Raw genomic sequence first — 23,174 nt, 5'->3', positions numbered from 1 at the left:
CACTCCCTATTTGACCTTTTTTGACCTTTTGATTAACTACATTATATTATCGTCTTCCCATGAATGTAAAGTGATTTGTTTGACCTTTTTTGACTAAAATATTTTCCCAATTCTAATATGTTTTTAATCAAACTTCAATATCGTCAAATAGAAAAAAATCGAGAAATTGAAATATTCCCCAATTGCAAGAAAACAGTATGTTATAATTGTGAAAAACAGCAGAGGTTGTGAATATTTTGGAGGAAATTGAAACTATCCCACCTAAGATCCATTCACTTTTCAAAGAGCATGGTACAGTTGTCAAATTCGCCAAAGACACCCCTATATTCTTAGAAGGTGACCGTACCCAAGATGTTTTTTTTGTTGTATCAGGACAAGTGAGAATTTCAAAAGAAACTGCTAGTGGGAAGGAAATAACTATTCGTATCTGTGGTAGTAATAATTTAATTGGTGAAAGTACTATTTTTAGTTCTCTAGATTATAATTCAACAACAGCTACCGCTATGGAACAGACTACTATTTTAACTATCGATAACAACACGCTTGAACTCTATCTCAGTCAAGAACCGTCATTGATGATTGCATGTTTGCGTTGGATACAGTTGCAAAATATGAAAAGTCAATCTAGACTTCGTGATTTATTACTACACGGAAAAAAGGGCGCACTCTTTTCTACATTGATACGATTATCAAACACTTATGGTGAAAAGTTAGATGATGGCTCAATCAATATTAACTATAAATTGACTAATAATGAGCTAGCTAATCTCTGTGCTACTAGCCGAGAAGTCATTAACCGTACGTTAAATGACCTGAAGAAGAATAATATTATTACATTTGACAAGAGTACAATCACAGTTCTTAATTTACAATTTCTAAAAGATGAATGTGAATGTGAAAACTGCCCTCTTACTATTTGTAGAATTGACTAACCTCATATATTATACCCGTTTATAAATTAAAAAAACCCGCTCGACTTTTAAGTCCGAACGGGTTTTCTTTACAGTATTAGCGAATGCCTAAAGCTATTTTCGCATAACGTGACATATTGTCTTTATTCCATGGTGGATTCCATACAATATCAACATTTACCTCTTTAATTTCTGGTAATTCAAATAGTGCTGTACGGATTTGGTCAACAATAACTGGACCAAGTGGGCAACCCATTGATGTTAATGTCATGGTTACTACACATAATCCTTCTTCAGATAAATCTACTTCATATACTAAACCTAAGTTGACAATATCAATACCTAACTCAGGATCAATTACGTTTTCTAAAGCACCATATATACTTTCTTTCATTTCTGCATCCATAGTGTTTCCCCTTTCTGCATAGTGTTTATCCCATCATAACAAATGTAACGACTTATGCCAAATGGTCTGCAAGCCATTTTGTTGCCGCAATCATTCCTGGACGAGATACTTTATGCCCTGCTTGTTTATCGACGATAAAGACAAGATCTTCGGGATGGTCTGCATAATCTGCTTGTATACTCTCATAAAATTGATATGTAGGAGCAAATGGAACCATATGATCTTTCTTACCATGCCAAAATAACACTGGACGGTTAGCCATTGATTCAGGGTGTTTTGACATATCAAAGTAGCTAAGTGTTTGTTCCATTTTCTGAAGCTCTTCTTCTGATATCGGAATTTTAAAACCTCGCTCTTCAAATTGAGCCATCTGTGCTTTTGATAGTTCAACATAACAAGGTGAACCCATCATAACTGATGCAGTTTGAATCCAAGGATATACACGTAAGCAACCTAATGTAACAATTCCACCCATAGAAGTTCCTGCCAAACCTATTTTACCTTCTGGCAGTAAACCTTTTTCTATTAACTGCTTATGTAAAAAATCAACTTCTTCAATTGAAGTTAAGATTACTTCCCAAAAACGTAAACTAAGTTGAACTTCATCTAGCCCTTCATCACGTTCACCATGAAGATAAGCATCTGGTAATAATACTCGAACGCCTCTTTCAACTAGTTTATATGCATAGTGCAAGTTATGTTCACTCGCACTCATAAAGCCATGGAGAAAAATGACAACTGGTGATGCTGATGTTACTGTCTCTTCATCATATATGTGAAGTAACGGAATTTTACCCCACTGTTCTTGTTGAACCTTCACTGCATTCACTCCTTGATAGTTTATTCTAATATCGTAACAAAAATAATTGACGGTGACAAAGTTTTGACGAACAAGTAAGATTAAAGATACACTCTATTAAAGTAGGAAAGGAGTTTTTTCATATGGTACAACCACATTTGATTGTTTTAGATTTAGACGGTACACTTTTAACCGACAAGAAAGTTATTTCTGAAAAAACAAAACGCACTTTACTACAGGCAAAAGAAGCAGGTCATCAAGTTATGATTGCTACTGGTAGACCGTATCGTGCGAGTAAAATATACTATCAAGAGCTAGGTTTACATACACCAATCGTCAATTTTAATGGAGCCTTTGTACATCACCCAACAAACTCTTCTTGGCAAACAATTCATAGCCCAATAGATTTATCAGTTGTAAAAGATGTTGTCGAATCCATCAACCATTATGAAATTGAAAATTTAATCGCTGAGGTTATGGATGATGTGTATGTTCAATACCATGATCAAAAAATCTTAGATATTTTAACAATGGGCGAACCAAAAGTAACGACAGGTATATTACATGATTATTTAAAAGATAATCCCACAAGCCTTTTAATTCAAGCTAGCTCTTCGAATGTGCCTTTAATTCGCCAACATTTAGCAGATACAAAAGCTGAGCTTATCGATCACCGTCGCTGGGGTGACCCTTGGGAAGTAATTGAAATCGTTCGTCGAGGCATGCATAAAGCAGTTGGGTTATCGCATGTTGCAAAGGATTTACGAATCCCGCGCGAACGTATTATTGCGTTTGGCGATGAAGACAATGACTTAGAAATGATCGAATACGCAGGCCTTGGAGTTGCAATGGGTAATGGTATTGGACAGCTCAAAAACATTGCAGATGAAATAACACAAACTAACAATGAGGATGGTATAGCAAACCTCTTGATCGACCGACTAAACTTAAAATAAATTACACTAGGAGGTAAATAAATGAGAATCTATGCAGATAGCGCTTCTGATTTACCTAAATCTTTTTATGAACAAAATAATGTCACACTAATACCTTTACGAGTTCATATGAACAACGAAGAATATGCTGATGTCGTTGGTATCGACGGCTTAAAAGTATACGAATATATCCGTCAAGGCGGACAACCAAAAACTTCTCAAGCATCTCCTGAGTTGTTTTTGGAACTTTTCGAAGAGCTAGCAAAATCAGGTGAGGAAGGTCTTTATATAGCTTTTTCATCTGAATTATCTGGTACATACAGCACTGCTGTAATGATCTACAAACAAGTTAAAGAACAGTACCCTGATATAAAATTAACAATCGTAGATTCTAAATGTGCTTCACTTGGCTATGGTCTAGTTGTAAAAGAAGCTGTTCGCCTTCGCGAAGCAGGTTTAAGTCTAGATGAAATCTCAGAGAAAGTTCGTTTAAATGCGCAACATATGGAACATTTCTTTACAGTAGAAGACTTAGATTATTTAGCACGTGGTGGACGCGTTTCAAAAGCAAGCGCATTTATCGGTGGCTTACTTAGTATTAAACCATTACTTCATGTGGAGGATGGTAAACTCATACCTATAGAAAAACATCGCGGGCGTAAGAAAGTGATGAAACGTATCTTAGACAAGATGGAAGAAACAGGTGACCGTTTAAGTGATCAAGTTATTGCCATTAGTCATGGAGATGATTTAGCCACTGCTGAAGAGATGAAAGCTATGATAATAGACAGATTCCAGCCTAAAGCTGTAGAAATCCATTTGATTGGCTCTGCAATTGCATCACATGCGGGTCCAGGTACTTTAGCTATTTTCTACTTAAATCAATACCCTATAGCTTAAAATGCAAAATCCCTTAGAGATAACTTACATTCTCTAAGGGATTTTATTTTAGTTATTTTTTGCTTTTCTATTTTTTTTACCTTTACGTAATACTAATACGATAAATGCTATGAATAACACATAGACACAACCTAATGAAATCATATATGAGATATTCAAGCCATTATCTTCTTTTACTTGATATAGTTCAACAATTTCACGATCAACCACGATTCGGTATACGCCCTCATCATTCGGACGTACGATATCACTTTCAAATAAGCCATGCAGTTCTTTGTTTTCTCCAATAATATCTTTATCTAAATCGATATGCTGTGTATTTTTTGTATTATTCACAACGACAATCCACTGTTCGTCATCAGAAGAACGTTCAAATACAATGAAACCATCTTCATTCTTTAATAGTTTAAAGTCCCCAGTACGCAGCGCCTCTGATTTATTACGAACAGATTGAACGTCGCCTATGTTTGAAACGATATCATCCTTCGTTTTGAAATCAAATATTGCATGTGATTCAGGGGCTTGTTCACCATTTTGTGCAATTTCAGTACCATATGTCATTACTGGTACACCAGGTAACGTAAACATCGCAGCCATCGCTACTTTAATACGTGTTGGTGGATACATATTTTCACTTGCTGAAGCAAATGTAAAACGAGAGCTATTTAAACTATCTAACATAATAGCTGAAGGTTTTTTTGCATCGTCTTTATTCATTGTGCCAAGTGGTTGTTCCACTTTTGATGAATCTAGATCGACATTTTTGAAAATCGACTGATAAATATCGATTGTCTCTTTATTAATAGACATATCAAAATTTGCATCGCTGGTTTCGGAAGATGTAACATAGATATCTTTATTTGTATTTTTTAATGATTGAATCATTTCATTTAAAAATGCTGTGTTACTATTACCTAAATTAGTTAAACGAATACCATCAATATCGTATTTCTTAACAAAATCAGTTGCTGCATTGATTAATGCCTTTTGTACATCAGGATTCTCTGTATTCCAATTTATACGACCGTTATCAGCGGCTTCGTACCAATCTGAATTGGCTTTATCTTTAGCCCAAACGTGATTTTTGCTAATATTATTTAGCGGAAAATCAACCATTAGCTTCATATTGCCTTTATGAACATCAGACAGCAAAGAATTAAATTCTTTTGCTGTACCAAAATGACGTTCAATATTTTCGTAATCCACTACCGCACTTCCATCATATGATTCAGTCGAAAATATCGAACCAATCGATAGAATAGTGAATCCCATATCTTGAATATGTGTTAGTTTAGTAGCAATCCCTTTAAGATCACCACCAGCAAAAGCATTTTGATCTCGAGCATCTACATTATAGTCATTTTCGACCGATGAATTAAAATAACGATCCACTAAGAGATCATAGATACTTTCATCTTTAATATTATGCGTCACTTCAGTCTCTGCCTTCGCAATAGGTGTAAACCCCATTGTCGTAGCCAAAAGCACTGACGCAACTACCGTACTAATCCACTTTGCAACGTTCACTTATAGTCCTCCTCTGCAGAACTGTCCATCGTAATTTTACCAAACCCACACCATCCCCGCTATGCTTTAACACTAAAAACAAACGAAACCGAAACAAATTCGACAAAAATGTGAATTTACTTAAATGCTGAAGCGGCCGGTTTAGCTACTAAACCTATCAAATGGAAATTTCTTATAAACTTGTTTGTTGCACTATCTGCATTGTTTGTTGCGTTAAGTGGCTCCTTTGTTGCACTGACTTCATCGTTTGTTGCGTTAAAGCCGATGTTTGTTGCGCTATCTGCTCCCTTTGTTATTTAGCAGAATATTCACGTCCTAAAAGTACGAATTTAACTGTTATAACATCATCTTTATCCAACAAAAAAACCACACAACGAGATTCGTCATGTGGCTGTTTATCATGCCAGTTATTAAGCTAAGAAATGCAGACCCATTGGTAATTTAAATCCTAGGAACATAGTGATTAATAAGAATACTGCAAATAGAATCCAGAACATAGTTGTTGGTTTACCTTTTGCTTTTTTCACTAAAACCATTTCCATCATACCAATAACTAAAATACCACCAATGAATTTGAAACCATAAAGCATACCCATATTAAAATCCATACCTTTAGCAAATAATGCGCCACCAGTAATGATGATTAGAATATAGAATACACGTAAAATCATATGCGTTACTTTTTGTCCTTTAGTACCACTTTGCATAGCAGCAGAAACTAGGAACAAGATAATTGCGATTACCCAAGTTGTAATGTGTAAATGGGTGCTAGCTAAAAAATCCATTAATTACCCCACCTTATATAATTTTAATAATCATTAATATCCTATCACGAGGTGGAAAACTATACAAATATAACAGACCGATGGAAAATCATCCACCGGTCTGTAGTAATATCTATAAAATGCTAATAAGCTTATTCGAAGCGGTTTACTAGAGTTCCAATACCCTCTATTGATACTTTTACTACATCACCAGATGATAAGTATGTTGGTGGGTTCATACCTTTACCAACGCCAGCTGGAGTACCTGTTAAGATCACGTCACCCGGCTCTAAAGTTACTAATCTAGAAATCTCAGAAATAATTTCTTCAATCGTGAAGATCATATCTTTTGTTGAACCATTTTGACGAATTTCATCATTCACCTTTGTAACGACTGATAAAGAATGCGGATTTGGAATCTCATCCTTTGTTACTAAGTATGGACCCATCGGACAAGCGCCGTCTAGGCTTTTCCCTAAGAAGTATTGCTTATGTTTTGCTTGTAAATCACGTGCAGTAATGTCATTAGCAATTGTATAACCAAATACATAGTCATACGCTAGTTTTGTAGGGATGTTCTTACCCTTTTTACCAATAACGACTGCTAATTCACCTTCATAGTCAAGTGCCGAAGTGACATCTGCATGTGCAGAGATTGTTTGCTCATCTGCAGCAATAGAAGTTGGTGCTTTTGTGAAGATCATTAAATTTTCTGGAGCAGATTCAGCGCCCATTTCTTTGGCGTGATCTTGATAGTTTTTACCAACACAAATAATATTTTTCGTTGTACGCGGAATTGGTGCTAACCATTCAATTTCCGTAAATGCATATTTAAATTGCTCTGGGTTTTCTGAATTCTGTGCAGCTTCTACAAGTTTACGAGATTGTTCTACAAACTCAAAACCAGCTGTCATCCCCTCTACAATTGTTGTAGCGAAAGAAGGTAGTACTTGAAGAGCTTCTTGGATTGCTAAAACATCCCATACAGCTTCTTCTTTTTTTACTTTCGGACCAAAACTTACTACATCGTTATAACGAAATGATAAAATTTTCATGAATATTGGCACTCCTTCTTTTTTTTCAATGATACATTAATTATCGACTAATTTCCTCTTTTTTCTGTAACATTTTTCCGTAAGTTAATCGTTTCCACACTGCTTCAACCGGTCCTTGCTTAAATTTCAGGAACCACAGCTCAGCAAATACTATCTGCAGAACAAATATCCCGACAGCTAACCACGTAACGGTATCGACACCGATTTTACCATATAATCCTAATCCATAGTGATAGAAAATAAATGTTCCAATAATAGACTGCATTAAATATATTGTCATCGACATACGTCCTGCCTTTGCAACAGGCGACAATATTTTTGTGAATTTGGGAATTTGGCATAATAGAACGATTAGACCCGCATACCCTATCGCAAGAATTGGACCACCGAAAGAAACTTGCACATAATCAAGGAAAAGATTGCGTTCTAAATTATATGGCAACATTTTAAGCGCCACCCCAACCGGTATAGTAATAACAGTTAAAATAATCCAAAATAGTCGTTTTTCCTTTGCACGTTCAATTAGCTGCCATTTGGATGCAGCAGCCCCTAATAACATATATGGCAAAATCGTAAACAATGCCATAATCCACATACTCGGGGATGCCTGTACTTGTAAATCTGCTAGACGCTGCATGAAAGCCTCTATCCACGAACCGGAACCGTAAGCAGCTATTGCACTTTCGATAGCTGCTATGTCAACAAACTCTGAAAAATCAGTAGACTCTTGCACCAATGAGGCTAATCCCATTAATACCACTAAAAAGCCATGTACAATTCCATATAATACGCCACCAATTGTTATTAACCAAACTGGTTTCAGACGTAACAGAATCAATAAAAAGAAACCACAAAATGCATACGTCATTAGAATGTCTCCCCACCAAATAAGGAAGGCATGTAACACACCAATGCCAAATAACACAACTAAACGCTTCGATCCAATCTTATAGAAGTTGTCACCTAACTGCGTTGCTTTCGCAAATTGCATCGCTAAACCGTAGCCAAATAACATTGAAAATAATGGATAAAAGCTTCCTTGCACAAAAATATCTAGCCACTGATGATATTGTTTATCTAGTGGCGATTCGAACCAAGTTTTTAAATCAATATGTGGCGAAGGCGTACTAAACGCAAACATATTTACTAAAAAAATACCTAGCAAACTAAAACCTCGTATTATATCGAGCGTATCAATCCTTTTTTGCATAGGTGTTGGTGTTAAATTCAAAAGCTTTTCCTCCTATAATTCAATTGAGCGCTGTGCGTCAAATGCATATATTAATTTTTCTGCAACGTTGATTTTTAAAGTCTCTTCTATCGCCTTTTTATATAGCGTCAACTGTACATCGTAACGTTCTTTCATTTCCTTTTGTAAGCCTTCAACTGTTTTCATCGTTTCTTTAATTCGGTCGGTTTTATAGTCGAGTAAAATCCAATTACCATCTGCTTCTTTAAATAGACAATCGACAATCCCTTGTACGATTTGTGAGTCACCGTCTTCATCAGTAATACTAAAAGTAAATGGTGTTTCTCGATAAAGTTCCACTGCATTCATAAAGCGCTGACCTGCAGATGTTGCAAAGAAGCCTACAATTTTAGGTGCATATACAGCTGCCCCCTCTTCCTTCGTCAAAAGTTGACGGTCAACAAGCCCTTGCACAAAAACATCAACCTCTTCAATTGAATGTAAACCCTGCTGCGGTAGATGTTGCATTACCGTATGCATAGCTGTTCCAATTTCGGCTGCTGTTAACGAACGTTGTTGTAAAAAGCTAGGTCTTTTTGCCACTTGCTGTTGTTTTTTAGGTGCATTCCAAAAAAATTCAGGTTGCTCGGATTGTTCTAAATTTTGCAGACGTTTTAGTTCACTAACAGAAGTTTTAGATCGTTTTGCTATCGCTCTATCGTACGCATATGCTGTATCAAAACGCTTTTTGATAGTTGTTAATAAACCCTCATCAACAAGAGTAGATTTTTTCGTATCCTCAACAACAGCTTCGTTTATTTCCGCCATTTCTAATGGAGCTATAAAATGCTCTGCACCTATCACTTGAACTTTCCAACTTGATAATTCGTTATTAAGTAACTGAGTTGAATCATTTAGACATCGGTCATAGTTTGGGTGTCTAGCTAAAGCTGGACCAATCCAATCTAAATAGCTTTTTGCTAAAGCACGAACATGATCAGGTAGCATTTCACCTGCAGGTAATAGTTTTGCATCTTCCCAAACAGCTTTTGTCTTATCCCAATTTTTCACTGTACCTACTAGGTAAAGATGTTCTTTTGCACGTGTCATCGCAACATAAAGAATGCGCATTTCTTCTGCCTTTAACTCAAGCTTCTTTTTCTCCTGCATCGCAAGGAATGGTAGGGAGGTATATTGAATACGTTTCTCAGGATCAATCATTTTCACCGCTAAACCAAATTGTTGGTCGAATAAATACGGTAAATTGAAATCCATTTTGTTAAACTCTCGTCCTAATCCGGCTACAAAAACATAAGGAAATTCTAAGCCTTTAGATGAGTGTATTGTCATTAAACGTACAACATTTTCCGTTTCACTAATTGCACGTGCAGTTCCTAAATCATCACCACGTAATCTCATACGATCTACGAATCTCAAAAATCGGAAAAGCCCTCGGAATGAGGTTTTTTCATACGATAACGCACGATCATGAAGTGCACGTAAATTTGCTTGACGCTGTTTGCCGTTAGGCATTGCACCAACCATTTCATAATAATTCGTATCAATATATACTCGCCAAATTAAGTCTGCTAGAGAACCCCTACGAGCTAAATCACGCCAATCTTCAAAGTGAAGTAAGAAACGTTGTAATTTTTCAGCAGTACTAGATTTTAGACCCGTACCTTCGATGCGTACAAATTGTTTCAAAGCATCATAAAAAGGTGCTTTCGGGTCAGCTAAACGAATTTTCGCTAGCTCATTCTCCGTTAATCCAACAAATGGCGCTCTTAGGACAGATGCTAATGGAATATCTTGATATGGGTTATCAATAATTCTCAATGTGTTTATCATTATCATCACTTCAAGTGCTTCAAAGTATCCTTTAGACAACTCTGCATATAGCGGGATACCTGCTAGCTTAAACTCTTCTGCTAAATCACCTGACCAAGTCATCGAGCGCATTAATATGACAATATCACGATATTCTAAAGGTCGTTCAGTGCCTTTTTTTGTATCATAAACCATTTGTCCAGAAGCCATTAATTGCTTTATTTTCTCAATAATATAGCGGGCCTCTTGCTGAGATTTTTTTAATTCTTCTTCAGCTTGTAACTCCGAACTGACACCCGCTTCGCCATCACCAGCTTCTTTAGACTCTTCCTCTTCAGTTTGATCTGTATATAAAACTGTCAATTCAATAGGAGCATCTTTTTCATTATAGGGAGCTTGTGGCTTTAATTTTGCAGCTTCGTCGTAATTGATTTCACCGACTTCTTCGCCCATAATCTGTGAGAAAATATAGTTTGTACCGTGCAATACTTCTGGACGACTTCTGAAGTTTGCATTTAAGTCAATTTTCATACCTGTATTTGTTGGTTCTTCTTCAAACGCCAAATATTTGTTTAAAAAAAGTGTCGGTTCTGCCAATCTGAATCGGTAAATAGATTGTTTCACATCACCAACCATAAACATATTGCCATCCGCTTCCCCACCACTTTTCACTAACTGTAAAATGGTTTCTTGAAGCCTATTAGTATCTTGATATTCATCAACAAGTACTTCATTGAACTTTTCTCGATAACTCAGTGCTACAGCTGATGGAACGAGTTCTCCGTCAATTTCATCCGTTAAAATTTGCAAAGCAAAATGTTCTAAGTCGGAGAAATCTACAAGACCTTTTTCATTTTTTGCAGCGGCATATTTTCCACTGAAACTTGCAGCAATTTTCACTAGTGTTAAGAGTATTGGTTTCATTAAACGAATCTCTTCTAGCAATCGTTCTGGTCTTCTTGTGAAATATTGTTTTTTAGCGGCATCAAATAGTTCCTTTGCTTGCTTACGTTTGTTTTGAGCTAGAGCTTTTATTTCTAAATCACAATCCATCTTCTTCGTAGAAATTCTCGCCCAGCTAACAGCATGAAAATATTCATATGCCTCTTCCCAAGAACGTTCATGTAAAAATGCACGAGCTTCAGTTAATAAAATAAAATCCTTCTCAGCCGTTTCACCATAAGCTGATGGGCCGTTTGGTGCTAGGCTTAGCTCTCGCATATCTTTAATAAGCGCATAGGCAGCTTCAATAGCATGGCTAACCGAACGCTTTATTATTTTACTAATTGGCAACTCATCAATTGATATAATACCTTCAAGGTCATATTGATCAGGTAATGATTCTAGCCATTTCATCGGCTCTGGATTAACACGTGACATATCGTATAATTTTTCAATTAATGTCTCAATTGCTTGGTCATCACGGTCAGATGTAAAACTGTCAACTAGTCGATATACATCGTCAACTTGGTCACTGTTATAAGCTTCTTCTAGTACTTCTGCCAACGTATCATCTTTTAAAAGTGCAGCTTCAGTATCGTTTGCAATACGGAAGCCTGGATCAATGTCTAATAGAAACGCATATTGTCGAACAATATTTAAACAAAATGAGTGTAATGTAGAAATTTGTGCTTTATTTAATAAACTTAATTGTCTTCTTAGATGCTTTGAATCTGGCTGATTGGTGATAGCTTTTTCAAGCGCTTCTGCCATACGATGACGCATTTCAGCTGCAGACGCATTGGTAAATGTTACGACTAACAACTCATCAACATCGATTGGATTATCCGATGAGATAACCTTTTCAATCATACGATTGATCAATACAGCTGTTTTTCCTGAGCCCGCTGCTGCTGAAACTAAAGTATCTTGTCCAGTAGTCCAAATTGCTTTCCACTGCTCATCAGTCCAAGTTGCTGTCGCCGGCTTCAAAGGAATTTCCTTCATCTGCTTTAGTCTCCTTTCGAATTTGCTCAATAACATCTTCTTTTTTACCGATTGGTTGTAAGTATCGATAATGTTGATTTGCATCTGTTGTATCAAATTGACATACGCTTTTAAATGAGCAATACTCGCAAGCCGTACGTGTTTTCATACGGTATGGACTTATATCAGTATGACCTGCTAAAATGCCCTCACCGGCCTGTTGATGCTTGTGTCGTACAAAATTTCGGAGATGCCCCATATCTTGTGTCGAGATAACGGAAGACATTTTCGGTGAAACGGTACCATCCTTCTTCCCCACATAAACTGGTACTACTTGTGAATGGCCGCCTTCTTCAAGCGCTTCATCCATATCAATCAAAGTCTCTCGATCATCTAATAAAAGACCCTTCATCTTGAATTCTTTTAATCGTTCCAGTTCCGCCTGTGCGCCATCTAAATTATCATGTGGCTTTAACATCGGATTGTGGACATGTATATATAACACACCACCAGCTTCTGAATGTAACGGTAACCATGCCTCTGAATTCTCAACAGCTACATCCAAATAGGTTAACATTTGTAAAGATAGACCATAATACACATCATTTAAATCTAGCTTTTTCGCAGAAGATTTATAATCTACAACGCGAATATACGGTTTATCATTGATTGTAGTTGCATCTACTCGGTCAATTCGACCACGCATTTGCATTTTCTTACCTCCATCTAATTTGATCATTAATGGCGGTAAGGGTTCTCCTGGTCCAAATGCAGCTTCTAAAGCAATCGGTTTGAAATTTGATACACGTGCATGTTGACTTAAAGAAAGCATCGTTCTTTGTACGATCAATGTCAGTTTCCTTTGAATGTAGCGATAACGAGATGTACTCATTAAAATTTGGTGATACAAAAGTGGAGAAATCTTATCCACTGCTCTTTTTGCTAAATCTGCACATTGCTCTGGCGTTAACTGACCCCATTTTATATTCTTCTCATGTGTTTCCTCAGAAATCCATTTTAGCGCTGCATGGAATAAGTCTCCGATTGTCGGTGTTTCAAGTCGATACTCCGCACGTTCCTCAAGACGTAAACCATAAGTTGAAAAATGCGAAAATGGACAACCATAAAACTTCTCAATACGTGAAACACTTGAGGTTAGATTTGAGCCATACAATGCATCAGTAATATCCGTTGTAAGTTGTTCTGCTTTATTCAGCACTTTTAGTGGGCGCATTAAACGCTCTAGAATATCCGACCAATAAGGATCCTCTTCATAATACGCCTGTAACGCACGCCATTCGGGTGATAACTCTTTTCCATGCTCCACTTGTCTAAGTTGCATCATTAAATAGGCTAAAGACGTATTAGGGTGATTAATATAAGGGAGATCTGAGAGCTCAGATAATGCCTCAGTTGGATCCATTAACGCTCTTGTAATTGGTGCATTGGGAATAAGTTGCTGTAACTTCTTCACATATAGCGATGGTAATAATGCTTTACTTTCTTCATCTGCAATCGCATAACAAACAACGAGCTTTTCAGAAGCCATGGTTAAGGCTCTATAGGTAATGAATGATTCTTCTAACAATCTCATTTTAGATGTTGGTGCCAGCTCCATCCCAAGTTGCATAAACCATTCACGTTCTGCATCCGAAAGTAATCCTTCATGATCCATCCTTTGTGGATATACACCTTCATTCATACCGATTACGAAAACTGCTTTCATATTCGTTAAACGAGACAAATCTGCTGTTGCAATGGTCACTTGATCTAATGACGGTGGGATACGAGAAAATTCTAATGTATCGAACCCTTCTTCTAATGTGTGCAGCGCTTCTTCTAGCGTCATTTCTTGTTCACCAAACATCATGACGAACTGATCAAGTACGTCTACCCATTGGTTCCACGCTTGTTCATGTTCACTTGCAGCTAACAGTTGACCTTTGTCTATTTCTTTATCTTTTAAAGCTTGTAGTTTTTCATAAACTTCAAGATTCTCAATAAAATTAAACAGAGCGGTTGCGATATCTAGCCCAGTTTTACAACTAGCTAATTCATTTTCTAACTCTTTTAAAGGTTCTCTTACTTTACTTCGAGCTGCTTCAATTTCTTGTTGAAAGGCGCGCTCTTCGTCTGTTTGATTTTTTGTTAAAAATTCAAGTCCACGATATTTTTTATATAGCCAACGATTCTCATCAAACCAGCGCTCACTATAAATCCCTTGTGCGATAACAAAGTTTTCCAAGCGGTCTGCGCGCTCCCGCCAAACTTGTAAATCTGCATCTACCGGGAAAAACAAATCTGTTTTTACTGCACGGAAAATAGGCTCGTACTTCCAATCAGATTGGATAGCTTCCAGAGCCGAGCGACTTAGTTCAATTAATGGATGATGAAGCATGGGTTTTTTTTGACTTACGAAAACAGGAATATCGTATTGAGGGAAAATTGTCGCAAACAGTGGATCATATACATTTGCTTGACGATACAAAATAGCCATCTCACGATAACGAATTTTGTCATTTTGCATAAACTCTCTAATTTTCCTTGCAATCGCATGTACTTCTGCACGGCGATTGACTGCTTCAATAATCTCAAAATTATCTGAAGAGTTATACGTTGTTTCTTCATGTGAATCAAATTTTTCTTCGATACATTTCAAATCATTATTTAGAAAACGGAATACTGTTTGACAATGTACTGTGGGCTCTACTTCAATACCTTCTTCAAATGCTAATTCTTTTAAGCGTACACTTGTCCGAGCAGATTGATAAAATAGTGCTTGCTCATCGTCTGCATCAGCATCTGACTCCATAGGTAAAACAACCGTTACTCGACGCGCTACTTTTAATAATTCTTTGACCAGTTCAAATTCTCGTGTTGTGAATGCTGTAAATCCATCAATATATATATCTGCAGATTGAATAATTTCCGAATCTTTTAGCTGTGCTGTTAGCAAGGGGAAATAACCTTCACTATCAATATATGTTGTACCTAATCGCTCTTCTAAAGCGGACAATAATAACTGAAGATCATGTGCCTTATCCCGCAATGTTTGTGGTGCATTCATGCCCTCAAAATCTGATAAAAGCAGTTCTAATGTCTTGCTATCCAAACTATAGCGATTAAATTCCTTTAATAAAGTTTCCATCTCATCCGTAAAACCGCGTTTTCCAGCTGCTTGACGAAACAATGAAAACTGTTCTTTATTATCCTCTAATAAACGTTTGATAAGCATTCGGTAGCCGAAGCCGTTAATCTCTTGTCGGCTAATGCCACCAGTTTCTTGCAGAACGCGCCACGCTAAACGCTTAAACGTCGTAACCTGCGCCCGAATAAGCCCTGATACACCGTAGCGATGTGTTAAATCATATTCAGAAGAAAATGACATTTGGTCAGGAACAAGCAAGAATATTGGTGCCCCTATCGACTGTTCCTTTATAATATCAACTATTTCATTATGAATAAGCGTCGATTTTCCAGAGCCTGACCTTCCAGAAACAATACGCAGTGACATTCTAACTCCCCCTCTTTTAATCACGATAAAAACTCTAACAAATTTTACTATTAACGCTAAATATATGTAGACCCTTAGCAAAAGAACATTTGTTCTTATTTTATATTAAAAATAGAACAGTGGCAAATTGCTTCACTTTTTATCCGTTCGGGAAGCTCTTTTCATATCTTCTTCTACTTTTGCATTTAAGTGTCCTTCAACCATTTTTCCGCCCCACCACATAATCCCTATCAATATAACGATTATACCAGTACGGATAGGATTTGTTACCAGCGCACTTAAATCTGAGCCAATCCAGCTAATAACGAAAATCATAACAAGTTTTGAAGTCATTACTGTAAACAAATAATGATGGCGCTTTAAATTGGATATGCCTGCAACAATATTAACGAGCGCTGATGGGGTAAAAGGAAAACATAGCAATAGAAATAACGGAGTAAACCCATTCATTTCAACCCAATGAATTAATTTTTTCACCGTAGCACGATTTGTCACGTAGTTCAATAATCGACTTTGCCCATATTTTCGTACGATCAAAAATACACAATAAGATCCTAACACCGCTCCGCCCCAAGAAAGTAGAAAACCAATCCATAGCCCATATGCACTGGCATTTGCGACGACAAATGCGGCTAGTGGGAGAAATGGTAAGAAAGCTTCAACAAATGGTAGTAATATACCTAGAAGCGTGCCAAATGATCGATACTCTTTTGCTAATTCATGAAAATTTTCTAACGTTAACCAGTCAGGCATATGTTTCTCCCTCTCTAAAAAAATAGCGTCTTGTAGGTATCCCAATTGAGGAATGAGCGCTACTTAAAAGTTACTGTTTATATTGTAAAATAAAGTGCAGGACAGTCATTTCATCTGCTGTATTCGTATATTGATGGATTTGATGTCCTTTAAAGACGAGCGTTTCACCAACATTTAAGGTTTCACTCATATCACCAGCTTCGACAACTACTTGTCCTTTTATAGCCGTTATGGTTTCTTCTACCCCATCAGTATGTGCATCACTCTTATGACTACATCCAGGATCCATTTCTACTTTAAAGAGTTCCCAACCCCGTTCAGGGTCATAAGGAATAATTGAATATACTCGATATTTTCCTTCGTTCTCCGTGACAAATGGCATCTCTGCACTATTTATTTTAAAAAATTGCTCCTTCGGTGGTTTTAATAATGTTGAAAAAGAAATGCGTAAACCGTTAGCAATTTTCCAAATCGTCGACACAGTTGGATTGGATTCTCCTTTTTCCATTTGTGCTAACTGACCTTTACTAACATCAGTTAATTTAGCCATATCATCTAAGCTAAGCAAGCGTTGATGACGGATTTTCTTCAATTGTTTTCCTAAATTACGGCTTATTTCTTCCATAAATTTCACCTCTTGTATATTTTATCATACAGCTGTATACTTTATTAAACGTTTCAATGGAGGAGCTACACATGAAAAAACTCGGCTTTTCAGCTGGTATGAAGGCAGGTTCTAGTATTGCGATCGGCTACTTTCCAATTGCACTGACATTTGGTTTGCTCGCAAAAACAACCGGTCTGTCAATGATTGAAGCAACGGCTATGAGCATACTCGTTTACGCTGGGGCTTCACAGTATATAGCTTTAAATTTATTGACAACAGGGACAGATCCTTTACTGATTGTCCTTAATACTTTTGTCGTCAATATCCGTCACCTTTTAATGACGGCATCACTAAATGAAAAGATGCAATCCGAAACAAAATGGAAAAAATCCATCTATGCTTTCTGGGTAACAGATGAATCATTTTCTGTACTTGCAACACGAAAAGAAGAAAAGCTACCTACTTCATTTGGTGTCGGTGTAATGCTCATTGCATATGGGAGTTGGGTTGTTTTCACAGCAGTCGGTCACTTAATAGGTGCAAATTTGCCAGCCTTTTTGCAAGTAGCCATGGGGATTGCTCTATATGCCATGTTTGTCGGCCTGTTAGTTCCTTCTATGAAAGGCAATCGCAAAGTCATTATGCTCGCTTTACTCGCTGCAGTTATTAATTGCTTTTTCTACTGGACACAAATTTTATCAACTGGCTGGGCATTATTAGTTGCTGCTCTGGTTTCTTCAATAACAGTTGAAATCGTTTATGCAAATCGTGCAAAACGTAAAGGAGGTTTTGTGTAATGGGTTCTTGGTACTGGTGGATGCTTATTGGTATGGCACTTGTGACGTATATTCCACGCGCAATTCCGTTAACATTCTTAGAAGGGAAAGAATTACCCCCTATTATTTCTGGCATTTTACAAAATATTCCTTACGCAATCTTAGGCGCAATGATCTTCCCGGCAATATTGTTGATTAAAGAAGGCGATATATTGTTCGGTTTAGTTGGAACTGTAACTGCTTTTACAATCGCATTCGCAACCGCTAATGTGATCATCGTTGTAATTGGTGCCATTGCTATTTTATCAATTTACAATTTGTTTTTTTAATTTCTTTCAAAATTATTTGACTTTTCTTTCAATGAAGTATATAGTAATATATAATTCTTACAACAATTACATAGTATTATCACTTTCTTATCCAGAGAGACTGAGGGACAGGCCCTATGAAGTCTCGGCAACAGATTCATGTATGAACACTGTGCCAATTCCTACAAGCATTATTTGCTTGAAAGATGAGAACGAGATGGTTCGTATATATTTGAGAGCCTATTGTTTTCTTTCTGGTAAAGGAGCAATAGGCTCTTTTCGTTCAATAAAGAAAGTTGATGATATCAATTGTCTGCTAAGAAACTCTTATTTGAGTATCGCCCATTTGCGAGAAAATCTAATCATTCACTCTCATTCGAGTACAGTCATATCATTTGTTACTCATTTGTAACAACTATTCTTTCCGCTCTCATTCGAGCAATATATTTATTAATATTACTCATTCTTAGCTCACACTCCATTCAGGTCATTTCCTGGCAAAGCAAAAGCCCGATTGTCTCATTCGACATATCGGGCTTTCTTTTTGTATTTTTATTGCTCTTTATTGTGATTCACCATACGTGTGGCATACCAGAAGCCAACTGTTAATGATAGCGCATCAATAACATATAAAAAAGTTGTATGTGTAAAACCAGCATAAACTGAAGCTGCAATAAGCGCTACAGATAACACTAAAGCTACATAATGACTGAATGTGATGCGTGTAAATAATACGACGAGTAATCCTGGAATGAACAGCGCTAAAATTACTTTAGTAACCATAGATACTATATTTTCTCCTTTATCTTACGACGAGTAGACCGATTTTATAATGATCATGTCGATGAATAACATGTTGTCGCAGGCGAACTTCGCCTTCATGATTTAATACTTCGATACGACAATGTGCGGCATTTATTTGCAACGCTTCATATAATTCTTCTTCTTTTTGCACTTCAATACCATTCACCTTACGGATACATTCCCCCACCTGTAACCCCATTGCCTGTGCAGGAGATCCTGGTAAGACAGCAGCTATGACCACACCAGAATTGTGTGGCGTTACCGCATAGCCTGCATTTCGCTCAGTCCAAGCATATATAATCGAAATTAGCACACGCCCACATACAGCGATACAAACAGCGATAAAGCCAAGAACATTTACCTTGTAAGCAATACCTGCTGCTATTAACACAATTAGAGCTAGTAAGATAATTGTTCTCCCCATTCGAGGATAAAATTGAACAGGCAATGTTTTACGTGTGCGCTGCTGAAAGCCAATCACAACTGGTACTAATATTATTGAAAACGTAGAATTGGACATCGTAAATTTTGGCCAAAATGGGATATATTCTTGAATTAATCCACCAGGAATAACAAAGAAAATCGGTAATAGCCACAATCGTTTTACTAAATATGTAGTGGCCTGCATACCTCGATCAGACTTTTCTAATCTAGGTGAAGCAAAATTCGATGCGTGCTTATAAACAAGTATACCTTCTGCTAATAAGAGTAAACCGATAAACGCTGGTATCACTACATATAACCCTAAGTCCATCGGTTCTCCAGGAAATGTCCACCCTAAAAAATCAAAAGACTTGTCATTCGCATATAAATACCAAATAACACCGAAAGCTATAGCGAAAGGATAAACCGCTGAAGCTGTATAATAATAAAAAGTTAAAATACAAAGGATACTTGCGCAACTGAATAACACTAAGTATTCAAATGGTACAACTAATCCAATTGCAATGCTTACTATCGATATGCCGAGTGCTAATAGCCATCCGTCCTTTAACAAGAAAAGCGTTTCTGTCCAGCCCCATCGAATCCTTGTGTTGAATGATTTACGCTCTGTAATTACGCGTCGATAGCCTATTAATATGGCAAAAATAATGGCAATGTATAGAATTGGATTTAAAAAGAAACGGCCAATGCCTTTAACCAGCTCAACTATAATATCTAAGTACATTTTCCGTATCACCTTCCGTAGTGTATCTAGTAGTTTGTCTATTTATTAATTGTATCAAACGACTGTTTGAAAACGTAGTGGTATTTGGATTAAATTTCAATATTAGAGCCTATTTTGGGTGGCATATCAGAAAAAAGCTTGTAAAGACGTTGCCATTTCTCAAAATTATAAGACTACACCTTTTTTTAGTTACTTTTAACAAACAAATTGCTTGTTAATTCATCATTTTAATTTTTTCAGCATATACCCGATAGCCATTTGTAATTGATGATCATTTTCATTGCTACCCTTATATTCTACCATTTCTTTATGTAATGCTGAAAAGAATGCTTCATTAACAATAGGTTCTTGTGCTAATTTCTTTGTCTTTCTATATAACAGAACTGCTTCAGCTGTTTGGCGATCAAAATAGCCATCTGTTCGTTCTAATTTATAGTCCATTTTCGATAATACTTCTTGTACATATCTTACCTGCTCATTGAAATCTCCTTCTTCAAAGCTGCCTGTTAATGGCGGCAATTCCATATGATATAAATCATCCTGTTCTACATGTAAAGTTGCTTCTATTCCTTTACCGTGAATCCATTTCTTATTTGGTGTAAGCCATTTATGCGTTGATAACTTTAATTCTCCACCATTTAACAATGGCCAAGTTTCTTGTACTGTGCCTTTTCCAAAACTTTTTACACCTGCTATAGTAGCACGATCTAATTCTTTTAATGCTCCACTTAAAACTTCACTTGCAGAAGCACTTCCTTCATCTTGAAGTAATACGATAGGCAACGATTTTAATTGCGCATCAAAATTTAATTTGTTTTTCTTTTCATCAGTTACTAACGGCTCAAGCTCACCCTTGGCATTTTGCATAAAAGCATATGTAGAGCCTGGTTTTACAACACTTGCTATAACTTGCTCAACACTTCGTAAATAGCCACCTGGATTACTACGCACATCAATAATAAGACCTGAGATTTTTTGTTTCATTAAAGAAGACGTATGCTTTTGCCATTCTTCTGCAGTTTTTTCACCAAAAAGTGAAATAGATACATATCCGATTAGCTGATCATCAGCTTGTAAAATTTCACTATGAACCGTTTCCATGGAAATTGCGGATCTTGTCATTGAAACCTCAATATGACGGTCTTCTGATGGTCTGAATATAGTCATTTTTATCGTTGTACCCTCTTCTCCTTGAATAAGAGCTAAAAGCTGTGCCATGGATTTACCTTCTAATCGTTCCTTATTTACTTGTACAATTTCATCATAGGGTTTCAATCCTGCTTTTTCTGCTGGAGATGCCTTAACAGGTGAAACAATAATAAATTTGCCATCACTTGCTGTAATTTCAGCGCCAATACCAACACGGGAATCAGACAGCGATTCCTTATGCATTCTAGCTTCTTCTTTTGTGTAATAAGTGCTATATGGGTCACCCAGTGAACTCGCCATTCCTTTAATTGCCCCTTCGACTAACTGTTCCTCAGAAGTCTCATGCACCGATTCTTTTCTTATTAGTTTAAAAGCTTCATCAATTTTTTCTAGTTTACTCACTTTTGCACTTGATGGTTCCGCTCCTTGCATTTTTGATACTGCATACATTCCTGTAGCTCCTAGCAATACTATAAAAAAAAGAAAAATCCAACGTTTCCGCATCATGTCTACCCCTTTCATATCCATTCAGTTTATGAATGATTTCTTAGGATTAACACTATCAAAAAGTGGATTTTTCTTTATTAATTTAATGCTTTTACACTTTCTCGCATACTCTCCTGATCGACAGGACCAATTACCTTCTTCTGAATGATTCCTTTCGTATCAAGGAAATAAGTAGTTGGAATCGTGTAAATTTCATATGTTCTCATTTGTTCTCCCTTAGTATCTAATAACACCGGGAAAGTCATCTCATATGTTTTCACAAATTTTTTCACATACTTTACTGTTTCATTTTGACTTGTTAAGTTCACTGCCACGATTTCAAAATTATCTTCTTTTGCAAATTTTTCGTAATACTTTTGCATATGAGGAATTTCTGCTTTACACGGAGGACACCAAGATGCCCAAAAATTTAATATAACTTTTTTCCCTTGAAAATCAGATAGCTTTACTTTTTTTCCTTCTAACGTTTCTAATTCAAAATCTGGTGCCACCTCACCAATAGCTAAGCCACTTTTAACACCTAATGTGTCTTCAACAATTGTTGCTCTCGTATCCACTTTTTGCTCTTCAGCAACTTTTGTTTTCACAAAATTAGTAACAGCAATTCCAATCATCGCTGCAATTATTAGCAACGCAAATATTTTTTTCTTCATGAGGAAGCCTCCATCTGTTTACGACTGTTATCTTTTAAGAAATGGACAAATAACACAAACAAACTAAATATGAAAGTTATCATTAATGATTTTTGCCAAAAACCACCAGGTTGTAATAATGCGATAATTATATGCGATAAGCTAAATAAAATGATGAGTTGCTTACGCCAAACATCCTGATTGAGACCATTTAATATCGCTATTAGTAACCAAATGATAAATGCTATAACCGTTAGCCACCTTTGCCAAGTGAGACCATCATTTTGCATGGCCATTGCAATTTGATACACGCTTTGCGTTAAAATAATAGCCATTGTTAATGTACGTAATTGAGAAGCTGCAAATGCATTCTTTTTCAATTGACGGAATATAGAACTACAAGTAGCAACTATCGCTATGTAAAAGCCCACCGTCCCACCGTTAAAAAATAGTATAATTAAAGGCTGTTTTATTACCAACGGCAAATCTGTGACAATCACACTAAACTTCCAAACTAAAATGAAAAATATAGCATGATCCGCATATACACTCGCATCTTTTTTACCATAACGCCACCATAGAATAATTCCCGCCAAAGTAAACGCGATCAGAACCGAAACCCATGATGTCGGAAATGTCACTCCGCGTATAGTATACCATTCTGTCACTGGCAAAGTTCACACCTACTCTCATTAATATACCCTACACCGTATA

At 36.6% G+C, this 23,174-nt stretch carries 20 protein-coding genes and 1 riboswitch; of the genes, 5 read left to right on the top strand and 15 right to left on the bottom strand.

Going from position 1 to position 23,174, the window contains the following annotated elements; genetic code table 11:
* Window positions 1-236: 236 nt before the first annotated feature.
* A complete protein-coding gene (locus ACQKM9_RS01185) occupies window positions 237-932 on the top strand; it encodes a Crp/Fnr family transcriptional regulator (RefSeq protein ID WP_427731925.1) in 696 nt (231 codons plus the stop codon).
* 76 nt (window positions 933-1,008) lie between these two features.
* Here ACQKM9_RS01185 and ACQKM9_RS01180 read toward each other — a convergent pair whose 3' ends face one another.
* Both ACQKM9_RS01180 and ACQKM9_RS01175 read right to left on the bottom strand, forming a co-directional pair.
* A complete protein-coding gene (locus ACQKM9_RS01180) occupies window positions 1,009-1,317 on the bottom strand; it encodes a metal-sulfur cluster assembly factor (RefSeq protein ID WP_427731923.1) in 309 nt (102 codons plus the stop codon).
* A gap of 52 nt (window positions 1,318-1,369) precedes the next feature.
* Window positions 1,370-2,137 carry an alpha/beta fold hydrolase gene (locus tag ACQKM9_RS01175; protein ID WP_427731921.1) on the bottom strand — a complete coding sequence of 256 codons (768 nt, stop codon included), beginning with the start codon at window positions 2,135-2,137 and terminating at the stop codon, window positions 1,370-1,372.
* 122 nt (window positions 2,138-2,259) lie between these two features.
* On the opposite strand from ACQKM9_RS01175, the gene ACQKM9_RS01170 reads away from it, so the two are divergent.
* Window positions 2,260-3,072 (top strand): Cof-type HAD-IIB family hydrolase, encoded by an 813-nt coding sequence (locus tag ACQKM9_RS01170; protein WP_427731919.1) that lies wholly within the window; start codon window positions 2,260-2,262, stop codon window positions 3,070-3,072.
* Between the two features lie 21 nt (window positions 3,073-3,093).
* Window positions 3,094-3,951 carry a DegV family protein gene (locus ACQKM9_RS01165; RefSeq protein ID WP_427731917.1) on the top strand — a complete coding sequence of 286 codons (858 nt, stop codon included), beginning with the start codon at window positions 3,094-3,096 and terminating at the stop codon, window positions 3,949-3,951.
* A gap of 48 nt (window positions 3,952-3,999) precedes the next feature.
* Here the strand turns inward: ACQKM9_RS01165 and ACQKM9_RS01160 are convergent, their stop codons facing one another.
* The 8 genes from ACQKM9_RS01160 to ACQKM9_RS01125 all read right to left on the bottom strand — a co-directional run bounded on the left by ACQKM9_RS01160 (window position 4,000) and on the right by ACQKM9_RS01125 (window position 17,134).
* Window positions 4,000-5,478, bottom strand: coding sequence for an alpha-amylase family glycosyl hydrolase (locus ACQKM9_RS01160; RefSeq protein ID WP_427731915.1), 1,479 nt, complete (start codon window positions 5,476-5,478; stop codon window positions 4,000-4,002).
* Between the two features lie 410 nt (window positions 5,479-5,888).
* On the bottom strand, window positions 5,889-6,263 hold the full coding sequence (locus tag ACQKM9_RS01155; RefSeq protein WP_427731913.1) for a YisL family protein: 375 nt from the start codon (window positions 6,261-6,263) through the stop codon (window positions 5,889-5,891).
* 131 nt (window positions 6,264-6,394) lie between these two features.
* Window positions 6,395-7,297, bottom strand: a complete 903-nt coding sequence (locus tag ACQKM9_RS01150; protein WP_427731911.1) for a fumarylacetoacetate hydrolase family protein — start codon at window positions 7,295-7,297, stop codon at window positions 6,395-6,397.
* Window positions 7,298-7,337: 40 nt separating this feature from the next.
* Window positions 7,338-8,528, bottom strand: a complete 1,191-nt coding sequence (locus tag ACQKM9_RS01145; RefSeq protein WP_427731909.1) for a DUF418 domain-containing protein — start codon at window positions 8,526-8,528, stop codon at window positions 7,338-7,340.
* 12 nt (window positions 8,529-8,540) lie between these two features.
* Entirely contained in the window at window positions 8,541-12,263 is a 3,723-nt protein-coding gene (gene addA, locus ACQKM9_RS01140) for a helicase-exonuclease AddAB subunit AddA (RefSeq protein ID WP_427731907.1), read from the bottom strand.
* Entirely contained in the window at window positions 12,220-15,756 is a 3,537-nt protein-coding gene (gene addB, locus ACQKM9_RS01135; protein ID WP_427731905.1) for a helicase-exonuclease AddAB subunit AddB, read from the bottom strand. Before addB ends, addA begins: the two co-directional genes overlap by 44 nt.
* A gap of 132 nt (window positions 15,757-15,888) precedes the next feature.
* Complete coding sequence (locus ACQKM9_RS01130) at window positions 15,889-16,509, bottom strand: TVP38/TMEM64 family protein (RefSeq protein WP_427731903.1); 621 nt, start codon at window positions 16,507-16,509, stop codon at window positions 15,889-15,891.
* Window positions 16,510-16,579: 70 nt separating this feature from the next.
* Window positions 16,580-17,134, bottom strand: a complete 555-nt coding sequence (locus ACQKM9_RS01125) for a helix-turn-helix domain-containing protein (protein ID WP_427731902.1) — start codon at window positions 17,132-17,134, stop codon at window positions 16,580-16,582.
* Window positions 17,135-17,205: 71 nt separating this feature from the next.
* Here ACQKM9_RS01125 and ACQKM9_RS01120 point away from each other — a divergent pair, with 71 nt between their 5' ends.
* On the top strand, window positions 17,206-17,913 hold the full coding sequence (locus ACQKM9_RS01120) for an AzlC family ABC transporter permease (protein ID WP_427731900.1): 708 nt from the start codon (window positions 17,206-17,208) through the stop codon (window positions 17,911-17,913).
* Window positions 17,913-18,221, top strand: a complete 309-nt coding sequence (locus ACQKM9_RS01115) for an AzlD domain-containing protein (protein ID WP_427731898.1) — start codon at window positions 17,913-17,915, stop codon at window positions 18,219-18,221. The genes ACQKM9_RS01120 and ACQKM9_RS01115 overlap by 1 nt, the downstream gene beginning before the upstream one ends.
* An 84-nt stretch (window positions 18,222-18,305) precedes the next feature.
* Window positions 18,306-18,413: riboswitch (SAM riboswitch) on the top strand.
* A 339-nt stretch (window positions 18,414-18,752) separates the two neighbouring features.
* Here ACQKM9_RS01115 and ACQKM9_RS01110 read toward each other — a convergent pair.
* From ACQKM9_RS01110 to ACQKM9_RS01090, 5 genes are all read right to left on the bottom strand, one after another.
* On the bottom strand, window positions 18,753-18,983 hold the full coding sequence (locus ACQKM9_RS01110) for a CsbA family protein (protein WP_427731897.1): 231 nt from the start codon (window positions 18,981-18,983) through the stop codon (window positions 18,753-18,755).
* A gap of 19 nt (window positions 18,984-19,002) precedes the next feature.
* Window positions 19,003-20,172 carry a PDZ domain-containing protein gene (locus ACQKM9_RS01105; RefSeq protein ID WP_427731895.1) on the bottom strand — a complete coding sequence of 390 codons (1,170 nt, stop codon included), beginning with the start codon at window positions 20,170-20,172 and terminating at the stop codon, window positions 19,003-19,005.
* Between the two features lie 222 nt (window positions 20,173-20,394).
* The gene (locus ACQKM9_RS01100) at window positions 20,395-21,825 is read right to left on the bottom strand and encodes a S41 family peptidase (RefSeq protein ID WP_427731893.1); all 1,431 of its coding nucleotides are present in this window, start codon (window positions 21,823-21,825) and stop codon (window positions 20,395-20,397) included.
* 80 nt (window positions 21,826-21,905) lie between these two features.
* Window positions 21,906-22,481 (bottom strand): peroxiredoxin family protein, encoded by a 576-nt coding sequence (locus ACQKM9_RS01095; RefSeq protein ID WP_427731891.1) that lies wholly within the window; start codon window positions 22,479-22,481, stop codon window positions 21,906-21,908.
* Window positions 22,478-23,128 (bottom strand): hypothetical protein, encoded by a 651-nt coding sequence (locus ACQKM9_RS01090; RefSeq protein WP_427731889.1) that lies wholly within the window; start codon window positions 23,126-23,128, stop codon window positions 22,478-22,480. The genes ACQKM9_RS01095 and ACQKM9_RS01090 overlap by 4 nt, the downstream gene beginning before the upstream one ends.
* Between the last annotated feature and the right edge of the window lie 46 nt (window positions 23,129-23,174).

Origin of the sequence: Viridibacillus sp. NPDC093762, assembly GCF_050279675.1 — a bacterium.
In the GTDB taxonomy this organism is placed as follows: Bacteria; Bacillota; Bacilli; order Bacillales_A; family Planococcaceae; genus Viridibacillus.
The sequence above is the reverse complement of the archived record's forward strand: the minus strand, read 5'-3'. Positions and strand labels throughout refer to the sequence as shown.